At 43.9% G+C, this 20,120-nt stretch carries 22 protein-coding genes and 1 pseudogene; 10 read left to right on the top strand and 13 right to left on the bottom strand.

What is annotated here, in order from left to right:
- Positions 1-199: 199 nt before the first annotated feature.
- Positions 200-1,482 (top strand): annotated as a pseudogene (locus tag ABT56_RS11625) (NRAMP family divalent metal transporter).
- Positions 1,483-1,594: 112 nt separating this feature from the next.
- Here ABT56_RS11625 and ABT56_RS11620 read toward each other — a convergent pair.
- Together ABT56_RS11620 and ABT56_RS11615 are read right to left on the bottom strand one after the other, a co-directional pair.
- Positions 1,595-1,945 (bottom strand): hypothetical protein, encoded by a 351-nt coding sequence (locus ABT56_RS11620; protein ID WP_047879048.1) that lies wholly within the window; start codon positions 1,943-1,945, stop codon positions 1,595-1,597.
- A gap of 336 nt (positions 1,946-2,281) precedes the next feature.
- Positions 2,282-3,181: a DUF4344 domain-containing metallopeptidase gene (locus ABT56_RS11615; protein ID WP_053062460.1), complete on the bottom strand. Its 900-nt coding sequence runs from the start codon at positions 3,179-3,181 to the stop codon at positions 2,282-2,284.
- A 163-nt stretch (positions 3,182-3,344) separates the two neighbouring features.
- Between ABT56_RS11615 and ABT56_RS11610 the strand changes: the two genes are divergently transcribed.
- Positions 3,345-4,235, top strand: coding sequence for a LysR family transcriptional regulator (locus tag ABT56_RS11610; protein WP_084722228.1), 891 nt, complete (start codon positions 3,345-3,347; stop codon positions 4,233-4,235).
- A 260-nt stretch (positions 4,236-4,495) separates the two neighbouring features.
- Here ABT56_RS11610 and ABT56_RS11605 read toward each other — a convergent pair whose 3' ends face one another.
- The 4 genes from ABT56_RS11605 to ABT56_RS11590 all read right to left on the bottom strand — a co-directional run bounded on the left by ABT56_RS11605 (position 4,496) and on the right by ABT56_RS11590 (position 9,030).
- A complete protein-coding gene (locus tag ABT56_RS11605) occupies positions 4,496-4,726 on the bottom strand; it encodes a hypothetical protein (protein ID WP_047879047.1) in 231 nt (76 codons plus the stop codon).
- A gap of 128 nt (positions 4,727-4,854) precedes the next feature.
- Positions 4,855-5,382, bottom strand: coding sequence for a hypothetical protein (locus ABT56_RS11600; RefSeq protein WP_047879046.1), 528 nt, complete (start codon positions 5,380-5,382; stop codon positions 4,855-4,857).
- Positions 5,383-5,595: 213 nt separating this feature from the next.
- Complete coding sequence (locus ABT56_RS11595; protein ID WP_047879045.1) at positions 5,596-8,340, bottom strand: bifunctional acetate--CoA ligase family protein/GNAT family N-acetyltransferase; 2,745 nt, start codon at positions 8,338-8,340, stop codon at positions 5,596-5,598.
- Between the two features lie 180 nt (positions 8,341-8,520).
- Complete coding sequence (locus ABT56_RS11590; protein ID WP_047879044.1) at positions 8,521-9,030, bottom strand: DUF2301 domain-containing membrane protein; 510 nt, start codon at positions 9,028-9,030, stop codon at positions 8,521-8,523.
- Between the two features lie 259 nt (positions 9,031-9,289).
- Between ABT56_RS11590 and ABT56_RS11585 the strand changes: the two genes are divergently transcribed.
- The 6 genes from ABT56_RS11585 (at position 9,290) to ABT56_RS11565 (ending at position 13,638) form a co-directional block, all read left to right on the top strand.
- Positions 9,290-9,880, top strand: coding sequence for an SPOR domain-containing protein (locus ABT56_RS11585; RefSeq protein ID WP_240478299.1), 591 nt, complete (start codon positions 9,290-9,292; stop codon positions 9,878-9,880).
- A 44-nt stretch (positions 9,881-9,924) separates the two neighbouring features.
- Positions 9,925-10,383 (top strand): ArsR/SmtB family transcription factor, encoded by a 459-nt coding sequence (locus ABT56_RS11580; protein WP_420835126.1) that lies wholly within the window; start codon positions 9,925-9,927, stop codon positions 10,381-10,383.
- Positions 10,384-10,529: 146 nt separating this feature from the next.
- Entirely contained in the window at positions 10,530-11,549 is a 1,020-nt protein-coding gene (gene arsB / locus ABT56_RS11575; protein ID WP_047879041.1) for an ACR3 family arsenite efflux transporter, read from the top strand.
- Positions 11,550-11,767: 218 nt separating this feature from the next.
- Positions 11,768-12,763 carry a D-alanine--D-alanine ligase gene (locus tag ABT56_RS11570; protein WP_047879040.1) on the top strand — a complete coding sequence of 332 codons (996 nt, stop codon included), beginning with the start codon at positions 11,768-11,770 and terminating at the stop codon, positions 12,761-12,763.
- A gap of 82 nt (positions 12,764-12,845) precedes the next feature.
- Positions 12,846-13,013, top strand: a complete 168-nt coding sequence (locus tag ABT56_RS23575; protein ID WP_084722227.1) for a YhfG family protein — start codon at positions 12,846-12,848, stop codon at positions 13,011-13,013.
- Entirely contained in the window at positions 13,003-13,638 is a 636-nt protein-coding gene (locus ABT56_RS11565; protein WP_047879039.1) for a putative adenosine monophosphate-protein transferase Fic, read from the top strand. The genes ABT56_RS23575 and ABT56_RS11565 overlap by 11 nt, the downstream gene beginning before the upstream one ends.
- Positions 13,639-13,735: 97 nt before the next feature.
- Here the strand turns inward: ABT56_RS11565 and ABT56_RS11560 are convergent, their stop codons facing one another.
- From ABT56_RS11560 to ABT56_RS11550, 3 genes are all read right to left on the bottom strand, one after another.
- Positions 13,736-14,707, bottom strand: a complete 972-nt coding sequence (locus tag ABT56_RS11560; protein WP_047879038.1) for a tyrosine-type recombinase/integrase — start codon at positions 14,705-14,707, stop codon at positions 13,736-13,738.
- A 220-nt stretch (positions 14,708-14,927) separates the two neighbouring features.
- Positions 14,928-15,452, bottom strand: a complete 525-nt coding sequence (locus ABT56_RS11555) for an ATP-dependent zinc protease family protein (RefSeq protein WP_047879037.1) — start codon at positions 15,450-15,452, stop codon at positions 14,928-14,930.
- A gap of 79 nt (positions 15,453-15,531) precedes the next feature.
- Positions 15,532-16,137 carry an HAD family hydrolase gene (locus tag ABT56_RS11550; RefSeq protein ID WP_047879036.1) on the bottom strand — a complete coding sequence of 202 codons (606 nt, stop codon included), beginning with the start codon at positions 16,135-16,137 and terminating at the stop codon, positions 15,532-15,534.
- A gap of 118 nt (positions 16,138-16,255) precedes the next feature.
- Between ABT56_RS11550 and yciH the strand changes: the two genes are divergently transcribed.
- Both yciH and ABT56_RS11540 read left to right on the top strand, forming a co-directional pair.
- Complete coding sequence (gene yciH, locus ABT56_RS11545; protein WP_047879035.1) at positions 16,256-16,579, top strand: stress response translation initiation inhibitor YciH; 324 nt, start codon at positions 16,256-16,258, stop codon at positions 16,577-16,579.
- Positions 16,580-17,141: 562 nt separating this feature from the next.
- Positions 17,142-17,618: a phage protein gene (locus ABT56_RS11540; protein ID WP_047879153.1), complete on the top strand. Its 477-nt coding sequence runs from the start codon at positions 17,142-17,144 to the stop codon at positions 17,616-17,618.
- Between the two features lie 49 nt (positions 17,619-17,667).
- Here the strand turns inward: ABT56_RS11540 and ABT56_RS11535 are convergent, their stop codons facing one another.
- The 4 genes from ABT56_RS11535 to ABT56_RS24185 form a co-directional block, all read right to left on the bottom strand.
- Complete coding sequence (locus tag ABT56_RS11535; protein WP_047879034.1) at positions 17,668-19,053, bottom strand: hypothetical protein; 1,386 nt, start codon at positions 19,051-19,053, stop codon at positions 17,668-17,670.
- A gap of 163 nt (positions 19,054-19,216) precedes the next feature.
- A complete protein-coding gene (locus tag ABT56_RS23915; RefSeq protein ID WP_157037832.1) occupies positions 19,217-19,363 on the bottom strand; it encodes a hypothetical protein in 147 nt (48 codons plus the stop codon).
- A gap of 9 nt (positions 19,364-19,372) precedes the next feature.
- On the bottom strand, positions 19,373-19,570 hold the full coding sequence (locus ABT56_RS11530; RefSeq protein ID WP_047881201.1) for a hypothetical protein: 198 nt from the start codon (positions 19,568-19,570) through the stop codon (positions 19,373-19,375).
- A gap of 94 nt (positions 19,571-19,664) precedes the next feature.
- Positions 19,665-20,120, bottom strand: a 456-nt coding sequence (locus ABT56_RS24185) for a hypothetical protein (RefSeq protein ID WP_053062459.1), incomplete at its 5' end; no start/stop codon positions are given.

Here is a 20,120-nt window from a genome sequence, read left to right as displayed (position 1 = left end):
ATGGTCTGCATATTGACATCAGACTGAAATAACGTGTTGTTGGATGATTTGCCGCTGGTTGCCATCAGACAATAAAACGGAGAAAAATAAGCAAGGAAATGACACCACACTTGTCGCCGACAATATACAAAATAGCTTGTCGGGGGATCGGTGCAAGTCAGCATGGATGAAAGAGAGTCGATAAAAACAGGATGTATTTATGACAGATAGCACAACAACAGAGGCAATGCAGGATAGACGGTTATCAGTTGGACAATTGGTAAAAATGCTGGGCCCAGGGATCATGATGGCCACGGCAGCCGTCGGGGGCTCGCACCTTGTTGCGTCAACCAAGGCAGGGGCGATTTATGGGTGGCAGTTGGCAATCCTAATCCTTGTGGTGAACTTGCTCAAATACCCGTTTTTCCGAGCCGGGGTGCAATACACAATGGGAACCGGTCATAGCTTGATTAAAGGTTATGACAATATGGGGCGCGGTTACTTGTGGGTGTTTACCGGACTGAGTGTGGTGTCGGGGATCGTCAATACTGCTGCGTTGCTGCTGTTTAGCGCAAGCCTGCTGGGGTATTTTTTACCGTTTACCTTATCGTTGCCGCTATTGAGCTGCGTGGTGGCTATCGCTTGTCTGGCCATACTGTTTGCGGGGCATTACAAGGCGCTGGATGCGCTCTCTAAACTGATTATGGCAGTATTGGTTGTCGCCACTGTGAGTGCCGTCTTTATTGCCGCGATGAATGGCCCTGCGGCGGCGCCTGACTATCAGGCACCTTCAGCGTGGTCTATTGCCAGTATTGGCTTTATTGTGGTGATGATGGCTGGATGCCAGCACCGATTGAGATATCTTGCTTGACGTCACTATGGCTGAAAAGTCAGCGGAAGTTGCATCAGGTTACTCCGCAATCGGCATTGTTTGACTTCAATGTCGGTTATATTGGTACGGCGGTGTTGGCGGTGGTGTTCTTGTCTTTGGGGGCATTGGTACTCCATGGCAGTGGTACGGAGCTAAAGGCATCGGGGATTGGCTTTTCCCATCAGCTCGTGAGCATGTATGCAACGACCATTGGTGAGTGGTCACGGTATTTGATTGCTGTCGTCGCCTTTTTCTGTATTTTCGGTAGCACTATTACGGTGATAGACGGGTATGCCAGGGCGATTGCCGAGGCGCAATCGCTGCTCTGGGGGAATGAAGAAGGCTGTAATCGGCAGTGGCATAATAGTTGGATGGTTGTTCTGAGTGTATCGGCAATGGGGATTATTCTGTTCTTTAGTTCAGCCCTGATGCCATTGCTTGATTTTGCGATGATCATGGCCTTTATGACGACGCCTGTTTTTGCCTTGCTGAACTATCAACTGGTTTCTAATGCCGATTTGCCTGTTTCGCTTCAGTGGAGCAAGCCGATGAAAGTGTTATCCATTGTGGGGCTGAGTTATTTATTCGGATTCTTGGCTTTGTTCGTCTGGTGGAAGTGGATGATGTCATAGCGGCGAGCAAAAAAGGCCGGTAACGGACAGGACAGAAAGTACGTTACCGGCTGATTCCAGAAGGTTATGGAGCTATTGTTATTTTAAGAATGGGTTATTGGTAATCTTGACGCTAGCCGGCCAGTACAGGGTCGGATTTTGCATTCTTTACAACCAGTTTGCTTGGGCTGAACGGGGTGATATTCAGTTCATGGTTGATGCGTCGCATAGCGGTGGCAAGTACGCCATGAGCCTCTTCATTTGCAGCAGCTTCCAGTGTTAGCAAGACGGCCCGGAGTTCGCGCTGGAGTTGGGTTATTTGCTCGTTGGCATGTTCCAGTTCAATAGCCTGAATGGAAATGATTTCGTTGATCAACTGGTTGGCAACCTGTGTAGGCAGCGCTGTACGGTTGGTCATTAGTTGCGAATTACAATGTTTCAGGTAACTGATCGTTTGGGTAAGCGATTGCGACGCGTGCTTCATCTTGTGATCCTTGTCTGGATTTCACATTGCATTGTATGGTTTGTGAAATCTATTCCATGTAATAAAACAAACTGCTAACGACTCTAGTGCATACTGAATACGCAAAATTTGGCGCAGATCAAGTCCCTGCAATAAACTTGTCTAGAAGATTCCTCTAGTAGTCATTTTTATGACTAACTTATCACCTTTGTAAGAAAATTCACGGGGAATACACCTAAGTTTTTGAATATCCATTCTTATTGGTGAATAAAATGTGTTAGAGGCCATCAGAGGTTTTTTGTGTTCATTATCCAGTAAAATGATGACTCAGATGGCCGTTTTCTCATGATTTATCGTTTAGGGTTTGGCTGAATCGGCTTCGTCATCTATTTGGTTTTGCTCAAGGTAAAGAGACCAATTTTCATGAATACGCTCAAATTCATCCTGACATATATCTTCTTTTTCAACTTTGTATTGTTGGTCGATCTCTTTAAATAGCATTTTGTGTTTGTCTGGGTTGCTGCCGTAAATCAGGCACAATGTATAGAAGTAACGCTGTATATCGAGGCTATGTTCATCGATAAAATCCAAGTTATCGAACTGCTCAATTTGCGCGTCCTCTAAGGCAAAGAGTTGTGCGGCATGAAGTGCAATATCATCGCCGTTTTCGACATGATGCAGCAGGATCACGGAAGCGAAATTATCGGCGGCATCTTCTTCACGGCCCAAGACAGGAATATTGTAGATGTCGATATAGGCGTGACCGATCTCGTGCAGCAAAGTATGGAGTAGGCTATCCATACTTGCTTTGTAGATGGCTTGTTTTTCGTTTTTCTCATATTGAGTAGAAAACAGTTTAACGGCATCAGACCAGAACTGATAGGGAACTTGAATCTCTCTAAGCTGGGGATCATACAGTGGGCCGTCTTGACTACCGAACTGAATTGTAACCGCCTGATCAAAGTGGATAACGTCGTTGTTGAGTTGAGCTATGATCTCTAGCTCAGGGGCATGTTGTAGTAGTTTGCGGATCTGTTTGTCGCTTTCGTTCTCTGCTGGCAAAAATTCACGTTCAATAGGGATTATCATTGTTTCTGATGCATCATCACTTGTGGTATCTGCGATGTAGTTTGACGCGAAGGCAGAGCTCGATGAGATAGCTGCGCAGAGTAAGAGCCCGGCTGTATATTTGGTATTGCATCGTGATGATGCCGAGATAAGAACGTTTGATAGTTTTTTGATAACAGAATATGTCATGGTGTTTTCCTTGACCAAGTGTGTAGCTCCCTTCAGTGAGTATGGTTGCTAATTAACAAATGGAAAGAGTGGGAGACTTTTATTATATCGTGAAGGTTGAGATACTTAGGTCAACGTTAGGTCAGCAATTTTGGGTGCTGATTCGACATATGAAGGAGATGGTGTGAATAAACTGTTGTCATTCGAAGCCCTGATGGTTTTAGACGCAATTGATCGACGCGGTAGCTTTGCGGCGGCAGCTGAAGAATTGGGGCGTGCGCCATCGTCGTTGAGTTATCAGGTTCAAAAGCTAGAACAGGATCTTGATCTGGTAATTTTTGATCGCTCCGGCCACAAGGCTGTGTTTACTAAAGCAGGTACTTTGTTGCTAGAGCGGGGAAGGTTATTGCTGACAGCCGTTGATGAAATGATTGCAGATGCCAGTACATTAGCGCACGGTTGGGAATTGGACATTACTATTGCCTATGATGGTTTGATTAAGTTTGAAACATTATTGCCGCTGGTGGATAAGCTCGGTCAAGTGAGCAAGACACGTATGCGTTTTCAGGAGGAGATCCTTGCTGGTTGTTGGGAAGCCCTGTCACAAAATCGTGCCGATATTCTGATTGCACCGGCCCCGAGTGTTGCTCCTCCAGATGTAAAGATTCAACCCATTGGTAAGCTTGATACGTTGTGGGTTGCACACAAAGACCATCCTATTCATCAACATGATAACCCCCTTGATCCTGCCGTTCGTAAGTTATATCGGGGTATTGCTGCTGCGGATACGGCCCGCCATCTACCGCCGCTAACCCATAATATTCTTGATGACCAACCACTACTGACGGTTGGTTCTATGCATGAGAAGTTACAAGCGCTAAGAGCCGGTGTGGGTATTGCTACCATGTCGTATGAACATGCCAAGCCTTATATCGAGAATGGAGAGCTCGTTCTAATTGGCGATGATCCTGTATATGAGCTTGAGATTGTAATGGCATGGAATCGAAGTCAGATGGGAAAGGCGAAGAGTTGGTGTATTCAACATATTGCTTCAATGTGGAAAGAGCGGTTTTAAGTTGTTTGACGTAGGGTTACTATCTACGTCTACGTCTCGAAATTGCTTTGTTATATGCTTTATTATCAGTTAGATAAGATGGACATTTACGGATAGCAACGTATTCATTGATATATTTAAACAGTTCAATTTAGTAAGAGAGATAAAGTAAATAATAAGTCTAAGCGATTGAGAAAGAAGCTCTATGTAGGCGAGAATCGTAGCCCAAAGGCGTTTTATATGATCTTTGGGCTAGTACGAATTAAGCTAAGATAAAAGCCTTAACCATCAATTTTCCCGTTGTTGATAAGCCAATTTAACAACTCAACTAATTTTTTAAATATAACGTTAAAGCCAATAGGTAAGGCAAATAGAGTTAATAGAAATAAAATTTCATTGTGTGTTGAAACTGGTTTGGGTATTTGAGATATCACTTCAATAGACAAGAATACCGAAGGTAATATGATTATCATTTTTTCTAGTTGCTGTTTGTAACGGTGAAATTTATACATGATAACTACCTTGGGTAACGTCGGAAATTGAACGGAATATATATTATACTATGTCCAACGGTTTGTGATTATCATCACAAAAAGTTACACCACCAAATCTGTTTGATCGGTGGTGTATGCATTAACCTTTATGACATTTCCGATTCTAACGTCCAATCAGAGACTTTAATTGATTTTGCAAAAGAGGGTGTCTTAATAGCTTCAATTGCGTCAATAACAGACTTATGGAAGAAAATGATGACGGATTCAAATGATGGTCTGAAAACCAATCTATTTTCTTGGGGAATGTCGCTTAGTTTATCAAAGTCAAAGCCTTCTTCATCATCAAGAATGTTAATGATGTTATAGCAGTGAAGGTACAGATATTCTTTATCTATAATTTTTGCGGGAACGAGAGAGTTCTTATGCAGATCTAGCTCGACCAACGCTTTGGCATAATCCATATCAAAGAGGATTTTACCGAAAGCGGCGATATCGAATTTAGCTTCTATCGGTTTAAACGTAGTTAGGCTTTTGCATTCGAAACTAGCCGGTATTGTTGTTGATATCGGTTGATCTCGTAAGATCCCAAGTCTCCGACTATCATTCATGTTCACAACAAAATTTACTTTAGAGTAGTCACTTGAAAAAAGATAATACTCATCTTTAATTGACATTGTTATTGACTCCAGCACCCATATATTCAGAAGTTTTAGATAAGTAAGGATTATCTTCGTCGTTTATTCTCTGAATTTAACGCTTTGATTTTTCTCATTGCAAGATTTTCTTTTGGTAATCTTGATCTAACATCACGATGATAGTGCCCAGATCGTTGTTTGATTAGAGCATATAGTGGCTCGTATAAGGTGCCTATTGGATCTTTTAGCGGATTAAGCACTATCAGATGCAGTTTGCTTAGTTAATGGAAGTTGCATTTCAACCACGCCATCTTCCATTTGGATGTCTATTTCAAAACCGACTTTTTGGGCTAGCATGATCATCCCGCGGTTTGCTGGCATCGTCATTCCAGTGATCCGTTTTAGTCCGCGTTCGCGGCAGTAATTGATGATTTTTGTCATCAGTATTCGTCCCAATCCAATGCCTTTGAGATCGGAGCGAACCAATATGGCAAATTCAGCGTCGATATTATCAGGATCGGACAGCGCTCGGGTTACCCCGATAATGGTTTCAGTATCATCGCTTGATTGATCCTCTTTGTCTTTATCGATGCTGGTGGCTGGTGGCGTGCGTTTTACTGCAACAAATGCCATTTCCCGGTCGTAATCGATTTGGGTAAGGTTTGCCAGTGCCTCATGCTTAAGTTCGCCAACATCAGAGAAGAAGCGTTTGTAAAGATCATCAACGGATACTCTGGAAACGAACTCGGCATGTTTGGGCTCGTCTTCCGGCAAAATAGGCCGAAGCAAGATACTAGAGCCGTCTTTTAAGATGACCTCCTCTTCGAACTCTTTGGGATAAGGGCGGATCGCGAGCCGTTGATGCGGGTCTTGGTTAAAAGGACGAATGGTCATCGAGGCATCGATAACAGTCATTTCTTTGCCAGCCGCAAGTAGCGGGTGGATATCAAAGGTTTCTATTTCCGGACAATCGATAATCAGCTGAGAAATTTTGACCAGCAATTGGCACAGGGCAGGAATATCAAGGCCTTCTGGCATGTTCCGTAGGCGAATTTTCCCTGTTTTGATTGCATTGATCACCATGTAGCGAGCCAGCGCCATATTCAACGGTGGGATACCAACAGCGGCATCTTTGTGGATATCCCATTGTGCGCCATCTTCACCCAGTAAGATCACCGGGCCGAAAGTAGGATCATTATGAACGGAAATTCTCAGCGACTGTGCCCCGGTGCGACGCGCCATCCGTTGTACCAATAAGCCGTCTATTTTGGCATCTGGAAAGTTGAGTGATACTCGATCAAGGATGGCCTGTGCGCCATTGGCGACTTCTTCGGCTGTCCGAAGGTGAAGCAGCACACCATGCACGGCAGATTTATGGGGAATATCCGGTGATCGCAGTTTAACGGCTACGGGGTAGCCAATTTGCTCGGCAATCTGAGCAGCTTCAGCCGGGTCATCGGCAATCCAGGTTGGTAGGGTATCAAAACCATAGCTTTCCAATACCGGCCTGACCTCGTGGGTTTCTAGCTGTGTGATCCCCTGTGCCAGTAAATGATTCACAACATCGTGAACATGGCGTGGATTAGCTTGAATCATTCCGTGTGATATCGGCGTTTCCATGAGTTGCTTTTGGTTTCGGCGGTATTCCACTAAATGCATGAAGGCTGATACAGCACTTTCTGGGGTGCGATAGGCCGGATAGCCCGCTGCAGTGAAAATTTGCCGGGCTTTTGTGGCAGCTCCTTCTCCTGACCAGTTAGTTAGTATATTGAATCGCTTGCTGCGAGGGTGCAGTTTGAGTACATCGACTAACTTTTCGGCTGTCTCTTTGCTATGGGCAATAGCCGAAGGAGAGTGCATGACCAGCAGGGCATCGAAGTCGTCGCTATCGAGCAGGATTTTTACGGCTTGTTCGTAACGCTCTATTGAGGCATCGCCAATGATATCGATAGGGTTGGATTTTGACCAACTGCTCGGCAATACGGCTGAAAGCTTCTCGATGGTCTCTGCACTGAGGGTCGCGAGTTTCCCGCCGCGGTCAGACAACGTATCGACAGCCATGATCGCAGGTCCACCACCGTTGGTCAGGATCGCCAAACGCTCACCTCGTAGTGGTACGGAGTGGGCCAATGTTTCAACAGCGGCAAATAATTCGTGGGTATCGTTGACCCTAAGCATCCCCGATCGGCGAATGGCGGCATCGTAGATGGCATCTAGTCCCGGTTCGCCCCCTGTATGCAAATGTGCAGCGGCACTACCGGCTTTGGTGCGGCCACTTTTCACCACTAGAATACGGCGGTTGCGAGCAGCGGCCCTAGCTGCTGACATGAAACGGCGCGCATCGGTAACCGAGTCGACGTAAAGCAGAATGGCCTCGGTCTTACTATCGCGGCACAAGGTATCAAGTAGCTCGGGAAAATGGACATCACATGCATCACCCAAGGATAAAAAGGTTGAAAAGCCGATGTTTTTGCTTTGTGCCCAGTCAAGAATGGTTGTACATACGGCTGCAGACTGCGAGATAAACGCGATATTGCCCCGGTTGGCTGCAATAGGAGAAAACGAAGCATTGACATTGAGCCAAGGCAGAATTAATCCCATGCTATTGGGGCCAACCAGACGCATGCCGAATTGTCTGGCGGCCTCGAACATATGCTGTTCTTCGGTTTTACCGTCTCGGATTATCAGGTTCATGCCAGCCGCAAGAACGATGGCTACTTTAACGCCCTTGTGGCCAAGTTGGCGAATAATCTCAGTATTGCGCTGGGCATGGGTACAGACGATGGCGAGATCTGGGATACGGGGTAGGCTATCAATGGTTGGATAAGCCAGAACGCCAGCAACAGCATCATACTTAGGGGTCACTGGCATGATCGGGCCATTGAAAGAGCCGGTCAGCAGATTACGCATCACGACATATCCAGCTCGGGTCGGGTTGTCTGATGCGCCGATGACACAGATCGACTTGGGTTTAAGTAGTTTTGCTATGCCTACCATCGTTATTATCCCTTTCCTGTTCGAACTCTCTGAATTCAGTGTAACCATTCTTGTTTTGTCTGTCTGAGGCAGGTGTAGGAGCTGTGATCATGCGCTGTTTTCAGATGAATAGGCGGAGGCGGGGGATGAATCGTGGACGGCATGGGTAAGAAAAAGGCACGGAGACCGTGCCTTTATCGGTTAGATTTGGTATCGGGATTTATCACCGATGTCGTAATGCAAAGGCATGCGCCATTTTGAAAAGGCAGCAACCGCCAGCAAAATCGCACCCGTCATGCTGAAAGCGATACTGATTTGCTGTTGGTCGAACACATAGCAGAACCAGAAACCACCCAAAGCGACAGGGGTCACTAACAGAGCCTTTAACTGGAAGCAGAAGTACTCTTTGATTGTCAGTGCACTAAACGCAAACAGGGCCGCACCCATTGCTAGCGGAGACCATAAGCCCATCAATTGCCAGCAGGTAGCAAACAATGCGCTACCCAGAATTAGCCAGCGGAAGCGTTTGTCGTAGATATGTACCGTGGTGGTGGCGAGTAACGCTGCAATGACCAAGGCTGTTGTCGCGGCTTGGGTTTCCCATGCCAAAATTGAGAGGATACCAGCCGAGGCAGTAAGCGCAGAGCGATAGAGTAAGACTGTGAGTTTATCAAGGAAGTCCAATTCGCACTGAATGTGAGGATCGGCCATAGTTTTCTCCAAGTAGGTGACCATGATTGGCCTATTTTACGCTGTTTTCTTGTGACAATGAGCTGATAGTTATTGATCTATATAAAGGTTAGGGTTGAATGGGTTAAAAAGTGACGGCAAAATGTAGGTTGCCAAGCTATTTCAATGAGTCCGTAGTGTAAACATCTGTGGTATTTTTTGAACTGACTCGGGAATATAAAGGTAAGTTCAAACCTGTCTTGATTTCCAAGTATGGAGATCACTTGTGATACATGGTGTTATGAGTAAAAGTGGGGATGGACGAGAAGGTAAATCGTTTTTATTTGGCAGATTAACAATGAAAAAAATAGCCGTACTCGCTGTGGCTGCGGTCCTGGCTGGATGTGCTTCAGATGACCAGACTCAGCTATTGTCGTCTACATCAGAAATGACGTACAGTGATGAGCAACAAGAAGCAATTATTGGTTCGCAGGAAGCCGTTGATACAGATATCGTGCAGACAGCACCACCATCGACTGTTGTTGAAGAGGTTGTAACGGAAGAAGAGGTTATAACGCCTGTAGAAACCGTACCACAACAGCAGGCTGAAACGCACTCTGGTTATACTATTCAGGTACTTGCTTTAAGCCATAATAAAGGATTTGTTTCTTATATGAAGAATCTTCCTTTGGGGCAACCTGTATGGATGAATGAGAAGGATCTGAAGGGTGCGCCTTGGTATACCTTGCTATATGGTCAGTTCGCGACGAAAGACCAAGCGCGTAATGCATTAAAAGCCTTACCACAATCCGTTCGTGAAACGGGACCATTTATTCGCAGTTTAGAAGAGATCAGCTCATCTAACTCACCAACACTGACTCGCATGAATTAACTGTTCATTGTGAATAGGACAAGCACCGCTAAGGCGGTGCTTTTTTGTATTTGTCACAACGCATTTATCGTCATTGCTGTGTAATTAATTTCTATATTTCTGGAAATTTCAGTTCCAACCTTGATCATTTCAATAATTCTTGTAATATTGAACTTATGAACAGAGACCAAGCAACAGTAATATTCGATTCACTATCATCAGGCATACGTTTGGATGCATGGCGGTTATTGGTGAAGGCAGGAAAAACCGGTTTAGTCGCTGGGGAAATGGCGAAACAGATGGATGTTGCGCCTAACTCTTTGTCTTTTCATTTAAAAGCTATGCTTCATGCGGGATTAGTCTCGGTTGAACAGCAGGGGCGTTTTCAACGCTATCGGGCCAATATCCCGGTAATGATGGAACTGATAGGTTACCTAACTGAAGAGTGCTGTGGCGATGATACGTCAGAGCAATGCCATCCTAGCCATTTAAAAACCGATGCAGATCACTGCTGTGAAAAGTGACATCTAGCAAGAATACAGTGGCCTTGCCTGAATCTGGTTGACAGTAACAGGTTGTAGGTAAGAACTGCAGAAGATAAACAGGCGCTAAAACTTCGATAGTGCTTGTTGGCTTCTTGCACCCTAAAAATGAGAGAGGAGCCCAAAATATGGGTGTTTTTGAACGATTTTTGAGCGTATGGGTTGGTTTGGGAATGCTACTGGGTATAACCGGTGGGGTGATGTTCCCTGAGGTATTTTCATTTCTGGGTAGCTTGCAATATGCGCAGATCAACATGGTCATCGCGGTATTAATTTGGCTGATGATATATCCAATGATGATGCAGGTGGATTTTTCATCGATAAAGCAAATTCACCGGCGGCCTAAAGGGCTAGTTGTCACGATAGTGATTAACTGGTTGGTCAAACCATTCACTATGGCACTTTTGGCGGTGTTGTTCATGCGCTATATATTTGGCCCTTGGATAACCCCAGATCTCGGTGAGCAATATATTGCCGGGATGATTTTGCTAGGCGTTGCTCCTTGTACAGCGATGGTTTTTGTCTGGAGCCAGTTAACTAAAGGCGATGCCAACTATACCGTTGTTCAAGTTGCCCTGAATGACTTGATTATGGTCGTGGCGTTCGCTCCGATTGCTGCTTTCTTGCTTGGTGTTACGGATGTTACCGTGCCGTGGGATACCCTGTTGTTATCTGTCTCATTGTTCGTGGTGATCCCGTTAGTCGCCGGTGCTATGACGCGTCATTTTGTTTGTAATCAGCAGAAGTTGGGAACGCTATCAGCGAAATTGAAGCCTTTCTCAATTATTGGTCTGGTAGGGACGGTGATTTTATTATTTGGTTTTCAGGCTGAAACTATTATTGCTAACCCTGTAGATATTGTACTGATTGCTATTCCGCTTCTTATTCAAACGTACCTGATTTTTGCTGTAACCTATGTGTGGATGAAAAAGTGGAAGCAGCCGCATAAAGTGGCGGCACCCGGTGCGATGATTGGAGCATCTAATTTCTTTGAATTGGCAGTCGCCGTGGCGATCAGTCTGTTCGGTATACATTCTGGTGCAGCGTTGGCTACCGTGGTCGGGGTCTTGGTTGAAGTGCCGGTCATGTTATCTTTGGTTGCCTATGCCAATCGAACCCGAGATCAATTCGCTGTCGAAACGGCGTAGTTACTAACGGCGATTCTGGCAAATCATGTTAAAACCGTGAGCTATTGTCTCACGGTTTTTTACATTGATGGATATATAAACTAATCAGTGGCAAAAAGACGAAAGAAATCACTAATAAACTAGATATTAGATGCAAGCAACCCCAGTTTTTTATTACTATAGAGAAAATATTGATTTAGCTGGCTGCGGTAGTCAGTGAATAACAACAAGGGATGATAATGAGCTCAATCCACGTATTACTCCTGTGTGGCGGCGGTAGTGCTGAACACGAAGTATCATTGGTATCCGCCAACTACATCGAACAACAGCTTCAAGAGATTGAAGGTATCCACTATACCCGTATCGAAATGAACGATAAGGGATGGATGAACGCTGACGGTGAGTTGTGTCGATTGAATTTGGATCGCACCTTGGTACAGGGTACTAATAGCAGCATTGTTGATTACGTTATCCCATGTGTACACGGTTTCCCTGGCGAGACTGGTGATCTACAGTCGTTTTTGGATATGGCGGGTTTGCCATATTTAGGTTGTGGTGCTGAAGCCAGCACAAACTGCTTCAACAAAATCACCACTAAATTGTGGTTTGATGCGTTAGGTATTCCAAACACACCGTACGTATTCTTGAGCGAAAACAGTGCAGAGGCTCATCAGCAAGCTGAAGAAGCCTTTGATACTTGGGGCAAAGTGTTCGTGAAGGCAGCCTGCCAAGGCTCATCTGTAGGTTGTTACCGTGTCACAGAAAAGGCAGAGTTGGCAAAGGCTGTCGATGACGCATTTACATACTCAGACCAAGTGTTGATTGAGAAAGCGATCAAACCTCGCGAGCTTGAGATTGCGGCCTACCAGTACGGCGACGAATTGGTGATCACCAAGCCGGGTGAGGTATCTTGTCCAGAAGACAAGTTCTACAGCTATGAAGAAAAATACAGCGCGGCAAGTGCTTCTACAACTTCCGTTGAAGCTGGTAATCTGACAGCGGATGAGATTGAAGCAATGCGAACCTATGCTCGTAAAGCGTTTGTTCATATGAAGCTTAAGGATCTGTCTCGTATTGATTTCTTCATGAGTGAAGATGGTGAAATTTTGCTTAATGAAATCAATACCTTTCCTGGTATGACACCGATTTCAATGTTCCCTAAGATGCTGGCGCATCATGGCCATGATTTTAAGGCCTTCCTAGAGCAAGCCATTCGCTTGGGATGTAAAGCATAAAAATAGAAAAGCCGGGTGTGATACCCGGCTTTTTCATTTCTAGGTATACTCAATACGGCATAGAGCGATTAGACAGGCTAAAATGTTAACAGAACAGCAGAAACAGGCCCGCTTCAAACAATTGCAGGCTCGTAATTATAGAGCCAGTTTGAAACTTGAAGGCATAGAGATTATGGCAGAGCAGGCGACTGTCAAAGGCGATACTGAAGCTGAACAGATAGCCAATCTGAAGAAGCAATATGAGCGATAAGTACGGCGTTGAACACGATCCCGATTGTTATCCGGGATCTACGGTACTCAAAAATCTGCTTGCTATTCATGACGAGCAGGAGCTCGAACGGGCTGAGCGAGACTTTACCCGAGTACGAGCAGAACACTTCGTACCGGATTTTGATCGGTTTAGCCTCGATTACCTCAAACAAATTCATTACACACTTTTTCAAGACCTCTACGCTTGGGCCGGGAAAATCAGGCAGGTTGATATTACCAAAGGGGAGACAAGGTTCTGCCATTGGGTGAATATAGAAAAAGAAACCGATAAATTACTGACGGCACTGGCTAATGAAGATTACCTGCAAGGTTTATCGCTGAGTTCATTCATAGAACGTATTGCTCATTATTACTGTGAACTGAATGTCGTTCATCCATTTCGAGAGGGAAATGGAAGAGTACAGCGGATCTTTTTTGAAATATTAGCGATTAATGCCGGCTATGAAGTCTGCTGGGAAAATATCCAACTAGATGAATGGGTTAACGCCAATCAAAAAGGGTATTTTGGGGATTTATCACCTTTGATTGAATTGTTTGAGCGGATTACCCAACCTATAGATGAGTCGGGATTTACCCATGATCATTGGGGGGATTCACCGCAGTAATTATCAATGAAGAAATAGAAAACAATAGTCATATTATCCTAGTGCACTATAACTTTATATTTAGTATTAAAACAAACAATCATCGCACCTTACAAAATTAGCGCTCCCAAGGTTTGTCTTTCACGTACTTCTTAATTTCCTGATCGTGCTTATCCGATTTACCTATGTACTGAGCCGGCATAGCAGGGCTCTTCCATCGTCCTTGCTCTTGAATATCAGATAAAGATAACCCGGCATCGGCCAAATCTTTTGATGCTCCCACTCGTGGTGATTGACCTGAGAATAGTTCATTATCTGATAAGCCAAGCTCACTGCTGGCTCTACGAAAAACACGGTAAATAGAAGAGTGATCCATCGCCTTGTCCCCAACATTACCGTGACGGTCAATTCGACGAAATACAACATCATCAAAAATGGCACCGATAACAAGCCACCGTTGTAGGGCCTTTGACGACACGTTGCTAAGTGCAATTGTATGATTGCCTACACTAATATCAATAAGCCCATCATCATGTATGAAAAGATCATCGACACACAGTGCTGCTAATTCGCTACGCTTGAGCATACCTTCAAACATGACTGCCCAAATCGCACAGTCACGAACATCCTTAGCTTTCGTCGCAACATCATAAACACTCAGTAATTGCTGTAGGTGTTCATCGCGGAACGCAGCGGCATTTTGTTGATCGCTATGTTTATCTGTTTGTTGCTTTCGCATTGCCAACCGTATCTCTGACTTCGCGCAAGGGTCGGGCAGGGAATGGCACCTGTGAACCAGTGAAATGGTTACCACGTAACGCTTTAGGCTTGCTAGCTTCCGCGAATCAGCCATTTTCTCAATAAAGCGATGCACAGTATCTGCTGTTGCAGGCAGTACAGACACATGTTGTTCTATGCAAAATTGCAGGAAATTGTTCCAATCATTAGTAAATGACACTAATGTATTTTTTGCATACTGACCCCGGGTGAGCACATTCATCGTTTCAGCATTTTCTAATCGCCGCTGAAATTGCTCTTGGCTTTGAGCACTTAATATAGGATCAGAGATAGGGCTGATTTGTTTCGCCATTCGCGAACCTCAGAGAAATGTTTGTTTTCTTAATTATATCATGCACATCAACTCAATAGTCTAGGTCGATGTAATGCAAGCGATTTTATAGGGTGGGAGAGAGAGCCAACCAAGTAAGCAGCCATCATCAAATAACATAAAAAAACGCCCAATAGGGGCGTTTTTCATAAATGCATATCAGCAACTTCACGTTCACACATCTAGAGATACAATAGACGAGTTAATCTTCATCATCTGACTTTTCAACGTCAACAATATAGTCACCCATCAGCCAGTTGCGGCCAATCAGCAATTTATAATCGAGTTTACTACGATCTCTTAGGTTTACATTAACCCGCTTATGCTGGCCATTCCAGCCAAGATCCATTTTCACCGCATAACGGCGCTCAACCCCCTGAGCATTGCGAATTTTGCTTACTTTAACAATTTTCCCTTTATAACGCGCTTCTTCGCCTTTTTCGTTTACTGACGTAAACTCAACAGTATGACCAAGATGATCTCTCATGTTTTCACTGTCACTTTCATCACCGATCACTTTGATATCTTTAGCATTGATCGATGTTGTAGCTGCACCAGTATCAATACGCGCTAGATAATCCAGTCCGAGTTCATGAACTTTGATGGTTTCAACTTGCCCGACGATGGATTTCTCAGCGTGTTGCTTATTGCTGTCGTTGTCAGCATAAGACAGTGGACTACCAACCAAGGAAGCCAATAACAAAGCAGGGAAAATAAATTTCTTCACGAAAACTCCTGAGGTAGCTTTTTATAACGATGAGTATTGTGTCAAATTAGACATGAACAATCGATGAATAAGATAAATTTTAGTTAATATTGAGCAAATTACGAATAGCTTCACAGCTAATCGTTGGCGTTGTAAACAGATAAGTCTGGAATCCAAGGTGTTTCGCGGCAGTTATGTTTGCAGGGCTATCATCGATAAACAGAGATTCTTCAGGATTCAACATAAAACGCTCAGCCAGACGTTTGAAAATTTCAGGCTCGGGTTTTAGCAAGAGTTCCTTTCCAGATACCAAGCCGCCATCGAACCAGACATAGAAGCTATGCTGTTCATTCAGTTTTTCAAAGAAGGCACTGCTCATATTGGTAAGGAAATATGTACCAAAACCTAACGCAATAACTTGATCTACAAGCGTTTCGGTTTCAGGAATAATCGTTAATGTAGACTGAATATGTTCAATAAAATCACCGATCCTCGCTTCAGACATTCCAGTTCGTAGCGCAAAGCGAGGGATAACTTCAGCCATTAACATCGTACCGCGATCCAGGGCGAGCCAGTCGGGGTGATGAATGACATAGTTAAGCAGTATTTGCCGCTCATTGGTGTCTTCGGTGAATGATTCTACGATTTTGCTAGGATTCCAGTGCAAAAGTACCGCGCCAAAATCGAAAATGACGTTTCTTATCATAACTGTTTCCGTTTCAGTACCTATTATTGATAATATTGGGGTATGGGTAATACGCAAATGAGAACCTTGAAGTTATTACCTTGCTCACAAATCAAAGAAAACCAACGAGATTTTATCGATGAACGACAACAGCCGCTTAGTATTCTCAACGGAGACTGGACGCATTAAAGAAGAGAAGCCAGCACCAAAGCGCCCGCAAGGTGATGGTATCGTCCGCGTGCAACGCCAAACTAAAGGTCGTAAAGGCAAAGGCGTCTGCATTGTTACGGGCCTAGACATGGAAGACACAGAACTAAAATTGTTGGCGGCAGAGCTTAAAAAAGTTTGCGGCTGTGGCGGTTCTGTCAAAGATGGCACTATCGAGATTCAAGGCGACAAGCGTGATGTCATCAAAGCTGCACTAGAGAAAAAAGGCCACACAGTAAAATTGGCCGGCGGCTGAGTCAAAACCTGTTATTAACGATAGCCAATAGAAACCCCAGGCAAAAGCTTGGGGTTTTTCTTAAGATAATTTGAAGATTCGAAAAACTGACAATGCCTGCGAAGTCAGATTTACTAAACTGCTAATTATCTACTTTATGGTAAATACGCATTATGGTTAAATTGGATAGCGTTGATACGTGTTCATAATCCCAATGCAAACAAGGGTAGTGACTTATAAACCAATAAGATAGAAACCATAGATTAGATATTACCTCCGCAAATCCTATTTAACATAAGGTACATAATGCGCACTAAGGGGTCGGAATTTGGGGTAAAAGCGGCTGGCTGGGTCACGCGGGAAACTTAATCGTTTTTTACGATAAAAAGCTCTGGAAACAGTCCGTTAAGGTTAGCAACTTGGGTTTTCATGGGGTTCGCATCTGTTGTACACATAATCACGTCCATTTGGCAATTTATGAGCGTGAGACATGCCAAACGTGCTCAATCGTTATCATCAATTGTTCTATGGAGCATCAATCGAAAAAACCATTAACACCGTGATGAAAAATGTGAGGTCTATCATGCTGCATTTACCGTTTGTTAGAATGTTCTGGCGCCAATTCGAGTCTATTTCCGAAGGCGCGGCTTGGTTCAACGTGAAAGATATCACCGTCAAACGCTGGCTAACCGGCCAAATCAATGTCAACCCGATGGCCGAGAAACTGCTTATCATCCGTGCCCGTGGCTATTTCCCCGACGATACCCGCTGGCAAGGCTTTCGGGTCTGCGAACGCCGCTGCATCATCATCACCCCGGAGAATCGCGTTTTCAGTCCCAAGGAATTGGACGGCTGGGTGCTGCGCAACGACGAGTACCATGCCCTGAAACGCCTCTACGAACTGGATTATATCCCAGTACGCAGCAATGTGGTTACACCGCTGCCGTTCCGTGGCGGCCGCCGCATCAATGCGCCATTGCACGAAACGATCAGCAAGGAGAAGAAAAAAGCCTACCGCAAATACCAAGAGAAAGTCGCCAAACGTCGAAATGCCACCTAGTATCCCTCGCCTTTGGACACAAAAAAGCCCGCAAATGCGGGCTTTTTATTTACTCAGAAGGCCTTGCATCTATCATAAATAATGTTTTTGACAAAGAAGCTCTAAGATCTTTCAAGATATTGGTAACACGATTAAATTCTTTATCTGAATAAAAAACTATCGCAAAAATTGATTTATCATTATCATCTAGACCTTCTTCTTCCTTCAGTTTTTTTCCAATGCTTTGTTTTAGGACCGGATTACTTGCCAACTTAAATGATAGCCTATCGCTTAAATTTAGCTGATATTTATGCTTAACTTGAGCTAAAAATACTAATTTTATAAGTAATCTCAACTCAGCTTCTTTCGTAATCTTTGACTGATTAGTAAAAACAAGTTTGTATCCACCACGAGATTCAATGACATCCTTAAACAATTGCGCTTTCATATAAAGCTCATCAAATGTTTCATTCGACATGTCATAAAATTCTGTTTTTGAAAGTTGGCTATAGATTTCTCTTAAATTTTCTATGTATAGTTTTTCAATATCGGCTACTTTGACATCACTTGTAAGCCTTGCCTCTTTATATCCATCTTCTTTAGATTTAATAAAATAATCTATATATTCTGGATATTTTGAAATTGTCGATTTGATTGCTTCTTTATAATCACTATTTTTGTAATCCTCTGGTAAGCATTTCGACAAATAATCGTTAATTTTTTCTCTGAGTTCATGATTGGGCATTGCATCTACAATACCATCAAATCTGCTTAGCAAATCAGCCTTATTAATCCACGTTTTATCCTTAGTCAGGATACTTTTTGGTGTCAATAAGACAAAATCATCATTATATGTTGGAAGAATGTACTCCTTTGGCATCCACTTCTTCTTGTCATAATCAAAATAGACCTTCTTAACCATATGAGCTGATAGGTATTTCTTATCTATATTTTCAGCGGAAAATTTTTGCGTGTACTCTAACAAAAATTGTTTAATCAGATTAGTAGTAAAATCGCTGATTGTATCTTTACCAACACCATCTTTAATTAAGCATAATTTCTCTAGGTGGCTTTCTTTTGTTACCGTTTCGTCACCAAAATCCATAAATATAGTATTAAGATTGTTGTTTAATGAGTCAGCAAAATCTTTACCTAAGCCATGCCCTCCACAGCCGACTTCACTATATCCAAACCAATTCTGTCTTACTTCTGGGAACATAAACCATGCTTGAAGTTCTGCACTATTGATGTCCTTTTCATTCGCCTGTTCTTTTAGAAATGCAACATAATTAATAACTTCATTATGAAGATTTCTCAGTTCATCATCATCATTAATGTAGAGCAAAAATGGATCAATAAAGAGAGGAAGGTCGTTAAGGAGAGATGGATTAAATGCACCATAAGCATCAATTAACGCTTCATCAACATCAAAAAAATCAGAAAAATAAACTTTCATTATACCTCACCAAAGAAAGCTGCTTTTTACGCATGTGATACGTTTTGCACATTATCACATGCGCATAAAAAGTAACTTAAAATGATGAGATATAATGATCCTTTTTTCTATTTTGTGCTTTTGATCAATAAATCACAAAACTAATTTAATGGCTGTATATATTTTACTTTTCAAGTTTACTCAACCGAGAATCATGCGACTCGATGATCTTCTTAATCCATGCGATATCGGTCTTCATGGCAATCCCGGTGCCGAACGCCGAGCAAAAGCCCGTGGCGGCGGCAACCAGTACGGTTTGGTAAATGTCCACACAAGTCCCCTAGTCTTTTTCTTTGCGCAACGTGTCAAACACGCCGATGATCGCGGCGGCCACTGCCGGAATGGCTCCGCCAATTTGGGCACCGGATTCGCCAACGGTCACGGTGACCAGCTCGCTATTGCCAGTAAAAACGCCAGCGATAACGCTGCCCAATAAGATCAGGCCTGTTTTGGTGCTCGATTCCTTGAAATTAATCATAACCATCCTTTTTTACGCAGGTATTTGAGTGTATAGGCACCGATTACGATGCCCGTGACGCTGATTGCTACCGTAGTGACGGCTTTTTTGGTTGTCATGCCAGTGCGACTCCTTCCATGATTTCGTTGAAGGCGTATTTCTTGCCAACTTCCATCCGTGCCATTGCCTTGATGATCTTGGCGGCCACGGTATCGTTGCGAACATCGACCATCTCGTGTTTGTCGTACCCTGACCAACGGCTCACCATATCGGCATAATGGTCGCTGTTGTTTTCATGGCTGGGTGCAAACGTGTGCACGATGCTGTGAATGGTGTTGATCCCGCGTTTTTGGTAGCTGCGAAGGATCCTGGCACCGGCACGAAAGCCCCATTTGTCATCTTCGAAGATGGAAAAACGGCCATCGCTGCCCACTTGGCCGCGCCAGTTGTTGCGGGTGCTGAACTCAATATTTAGTGGGTTGTTGTTGCGGATACCCCGCGGTTGTCCGGTTGTCATATTGTCGGTCGTCCCTGTTAAGTCTTCCCAGTTCACCACCGCGCCCGGCTTATC

This window comes from Photobacterium aquae (assembly GCF_001029445.1).
In the GTDB taxonomy this organism is placed as follows: Bacteria; Pseudomonadota; Gammaproteobacteria; order Enterobacterales; family Vibrionaceae; genus Photobacterium; species Photobacterium aquae.
Note: the sequence above shows the minus strand (reverse complement) of the source record. Positions and strands in the feature narration are given on the sequence as shown.

What these genes read in the sequence shown, in the direction of transcription:
- ABT56_RS11570 (WP_047879040.1), top strand. Translation starts at nt 11,768, where the DNA reads ATGAGCTCAATCCACGTATTACTCCTGTGTGGCGGCGGTAGTGCTGAA.
- ABT56_RS11600 (WP_047879046.1), bottom strand. Translation starts at nt 5,382, where the DNA reads ATGTCAATTAAAGATGAGTATTATCTTTTTTCAAGTGACTACTCTAAA.
- ABT56_RS23575 (WP_084722227.1), top strand. Translation starts at nt 12,846, where the DNA reads ATGTTAACAGAACAGCAGAAACAGGCCCGCTTCAAACAATTGCAGGCT.
- ABT56_RS11595 (WP_047879045.1), bottom strand. Translation starts at nt 8,340, where the DNA reads ATGGTAGGCATAGCAAAACTACTTAAACCCAAGTCGATCTGTGTCATC.
- ABT56_RS11590 (WP_047879044.1), bottom strand. Translation starts at nt 9,030, where the DNA reads ATGGCCGATCCTCACATTCAGTGCGAATTGGACTTCCTTGATAAACTC.
- ABT56_RS11540 (WP_047879153.1), top strand. Translation starts at nt 17,142, where the DNA reads ATGCTGCATTTACCGTTTGTTAGAATGTTCTGGCGCCAATTCGAGTCT.
- ABT56_RS11535 (WP_047879034.1), bottom strand. Translation starts at nt 19,053, where the DNA reads ATGAAAGTTTATTTTTCTGATTTTTTTGATGTTGATGAAGCGTTAATT.
- ABT56_RS11550 (WP_047879036.1), bottom strand. Translation starts at nt 16,137, where the DNA reads ATGATAAGAAACGTCATTTTCGATTTTGGCGCGGTACTTTTGCACTGG.
- arsB (WP_047879041.1), top strand. Translation starts at nt 10,530, where the DNA reads ATGGGTGTTTTTGAACGATTTTTGAGCGTATGGGTTGGTTTGGGAATG.
- ABT56_RS11615 (WP_053062460.1), bottom strand. Translation starts at nt 3,181, where the DNA reads ATGACATATTCTGTTATCAAAAAACTATCAAACGTTCTTATCTCGGCA.
- ABT56_RS11560 (WP_047879038.1), bottom strand. Translation starts at nt 14,707, where the DNA reads ATGGCGAAACAAATCAGCCCTATCTCTGATCCTATATTAAGTGCTCAA.
- yciH (WP_047879035.1), top strand. Translation starts at nt 16,256, where the DNA reads ATGAACGACAACAGCCGCTTAGTATTCTCAACGGAGACTGGACGCATT.
- ABT56_RS11530 (WP_047881201.1), bottom strand. Translation starts at nt 19,570, where the DNA reads ATGATTAATTTCAAGGAATCGAGCACCAAAACAGGCCTGATCTTATTG.
- ABT56_RS11605 (WP_047879047.1), bottom strand. Translation starts at nt 4,726, where the DNA reads ATGTATAAATTTCACCGTTACAAACAGCAACTAGAAAAAATGATAATC.
- ABT56_RS11565 (WP_047879039.1), top strand. Translation starts at nt 13,003, where the DNA reads ATGAGCGATAAGTACGGCGTTGAACACGATCCCGATTGTTATCCGGGA.
- ABT56_RS11585 (WP_240478299.1), top strand. Translation starts at nt 9,290, where the DNA reads ATGAGTAAAAGTGGGGATGGACGAGAAGGTAAATCGTTTTTATTTGGC.
- ABT56_RS11620 (WP_047879048.1), bottom strand. Translation starts at nt 1,945, where the DNA reads ATGAAGCACGCGTCGCAATCGCTTACCCAAACGATCAGTTACCTGAAA.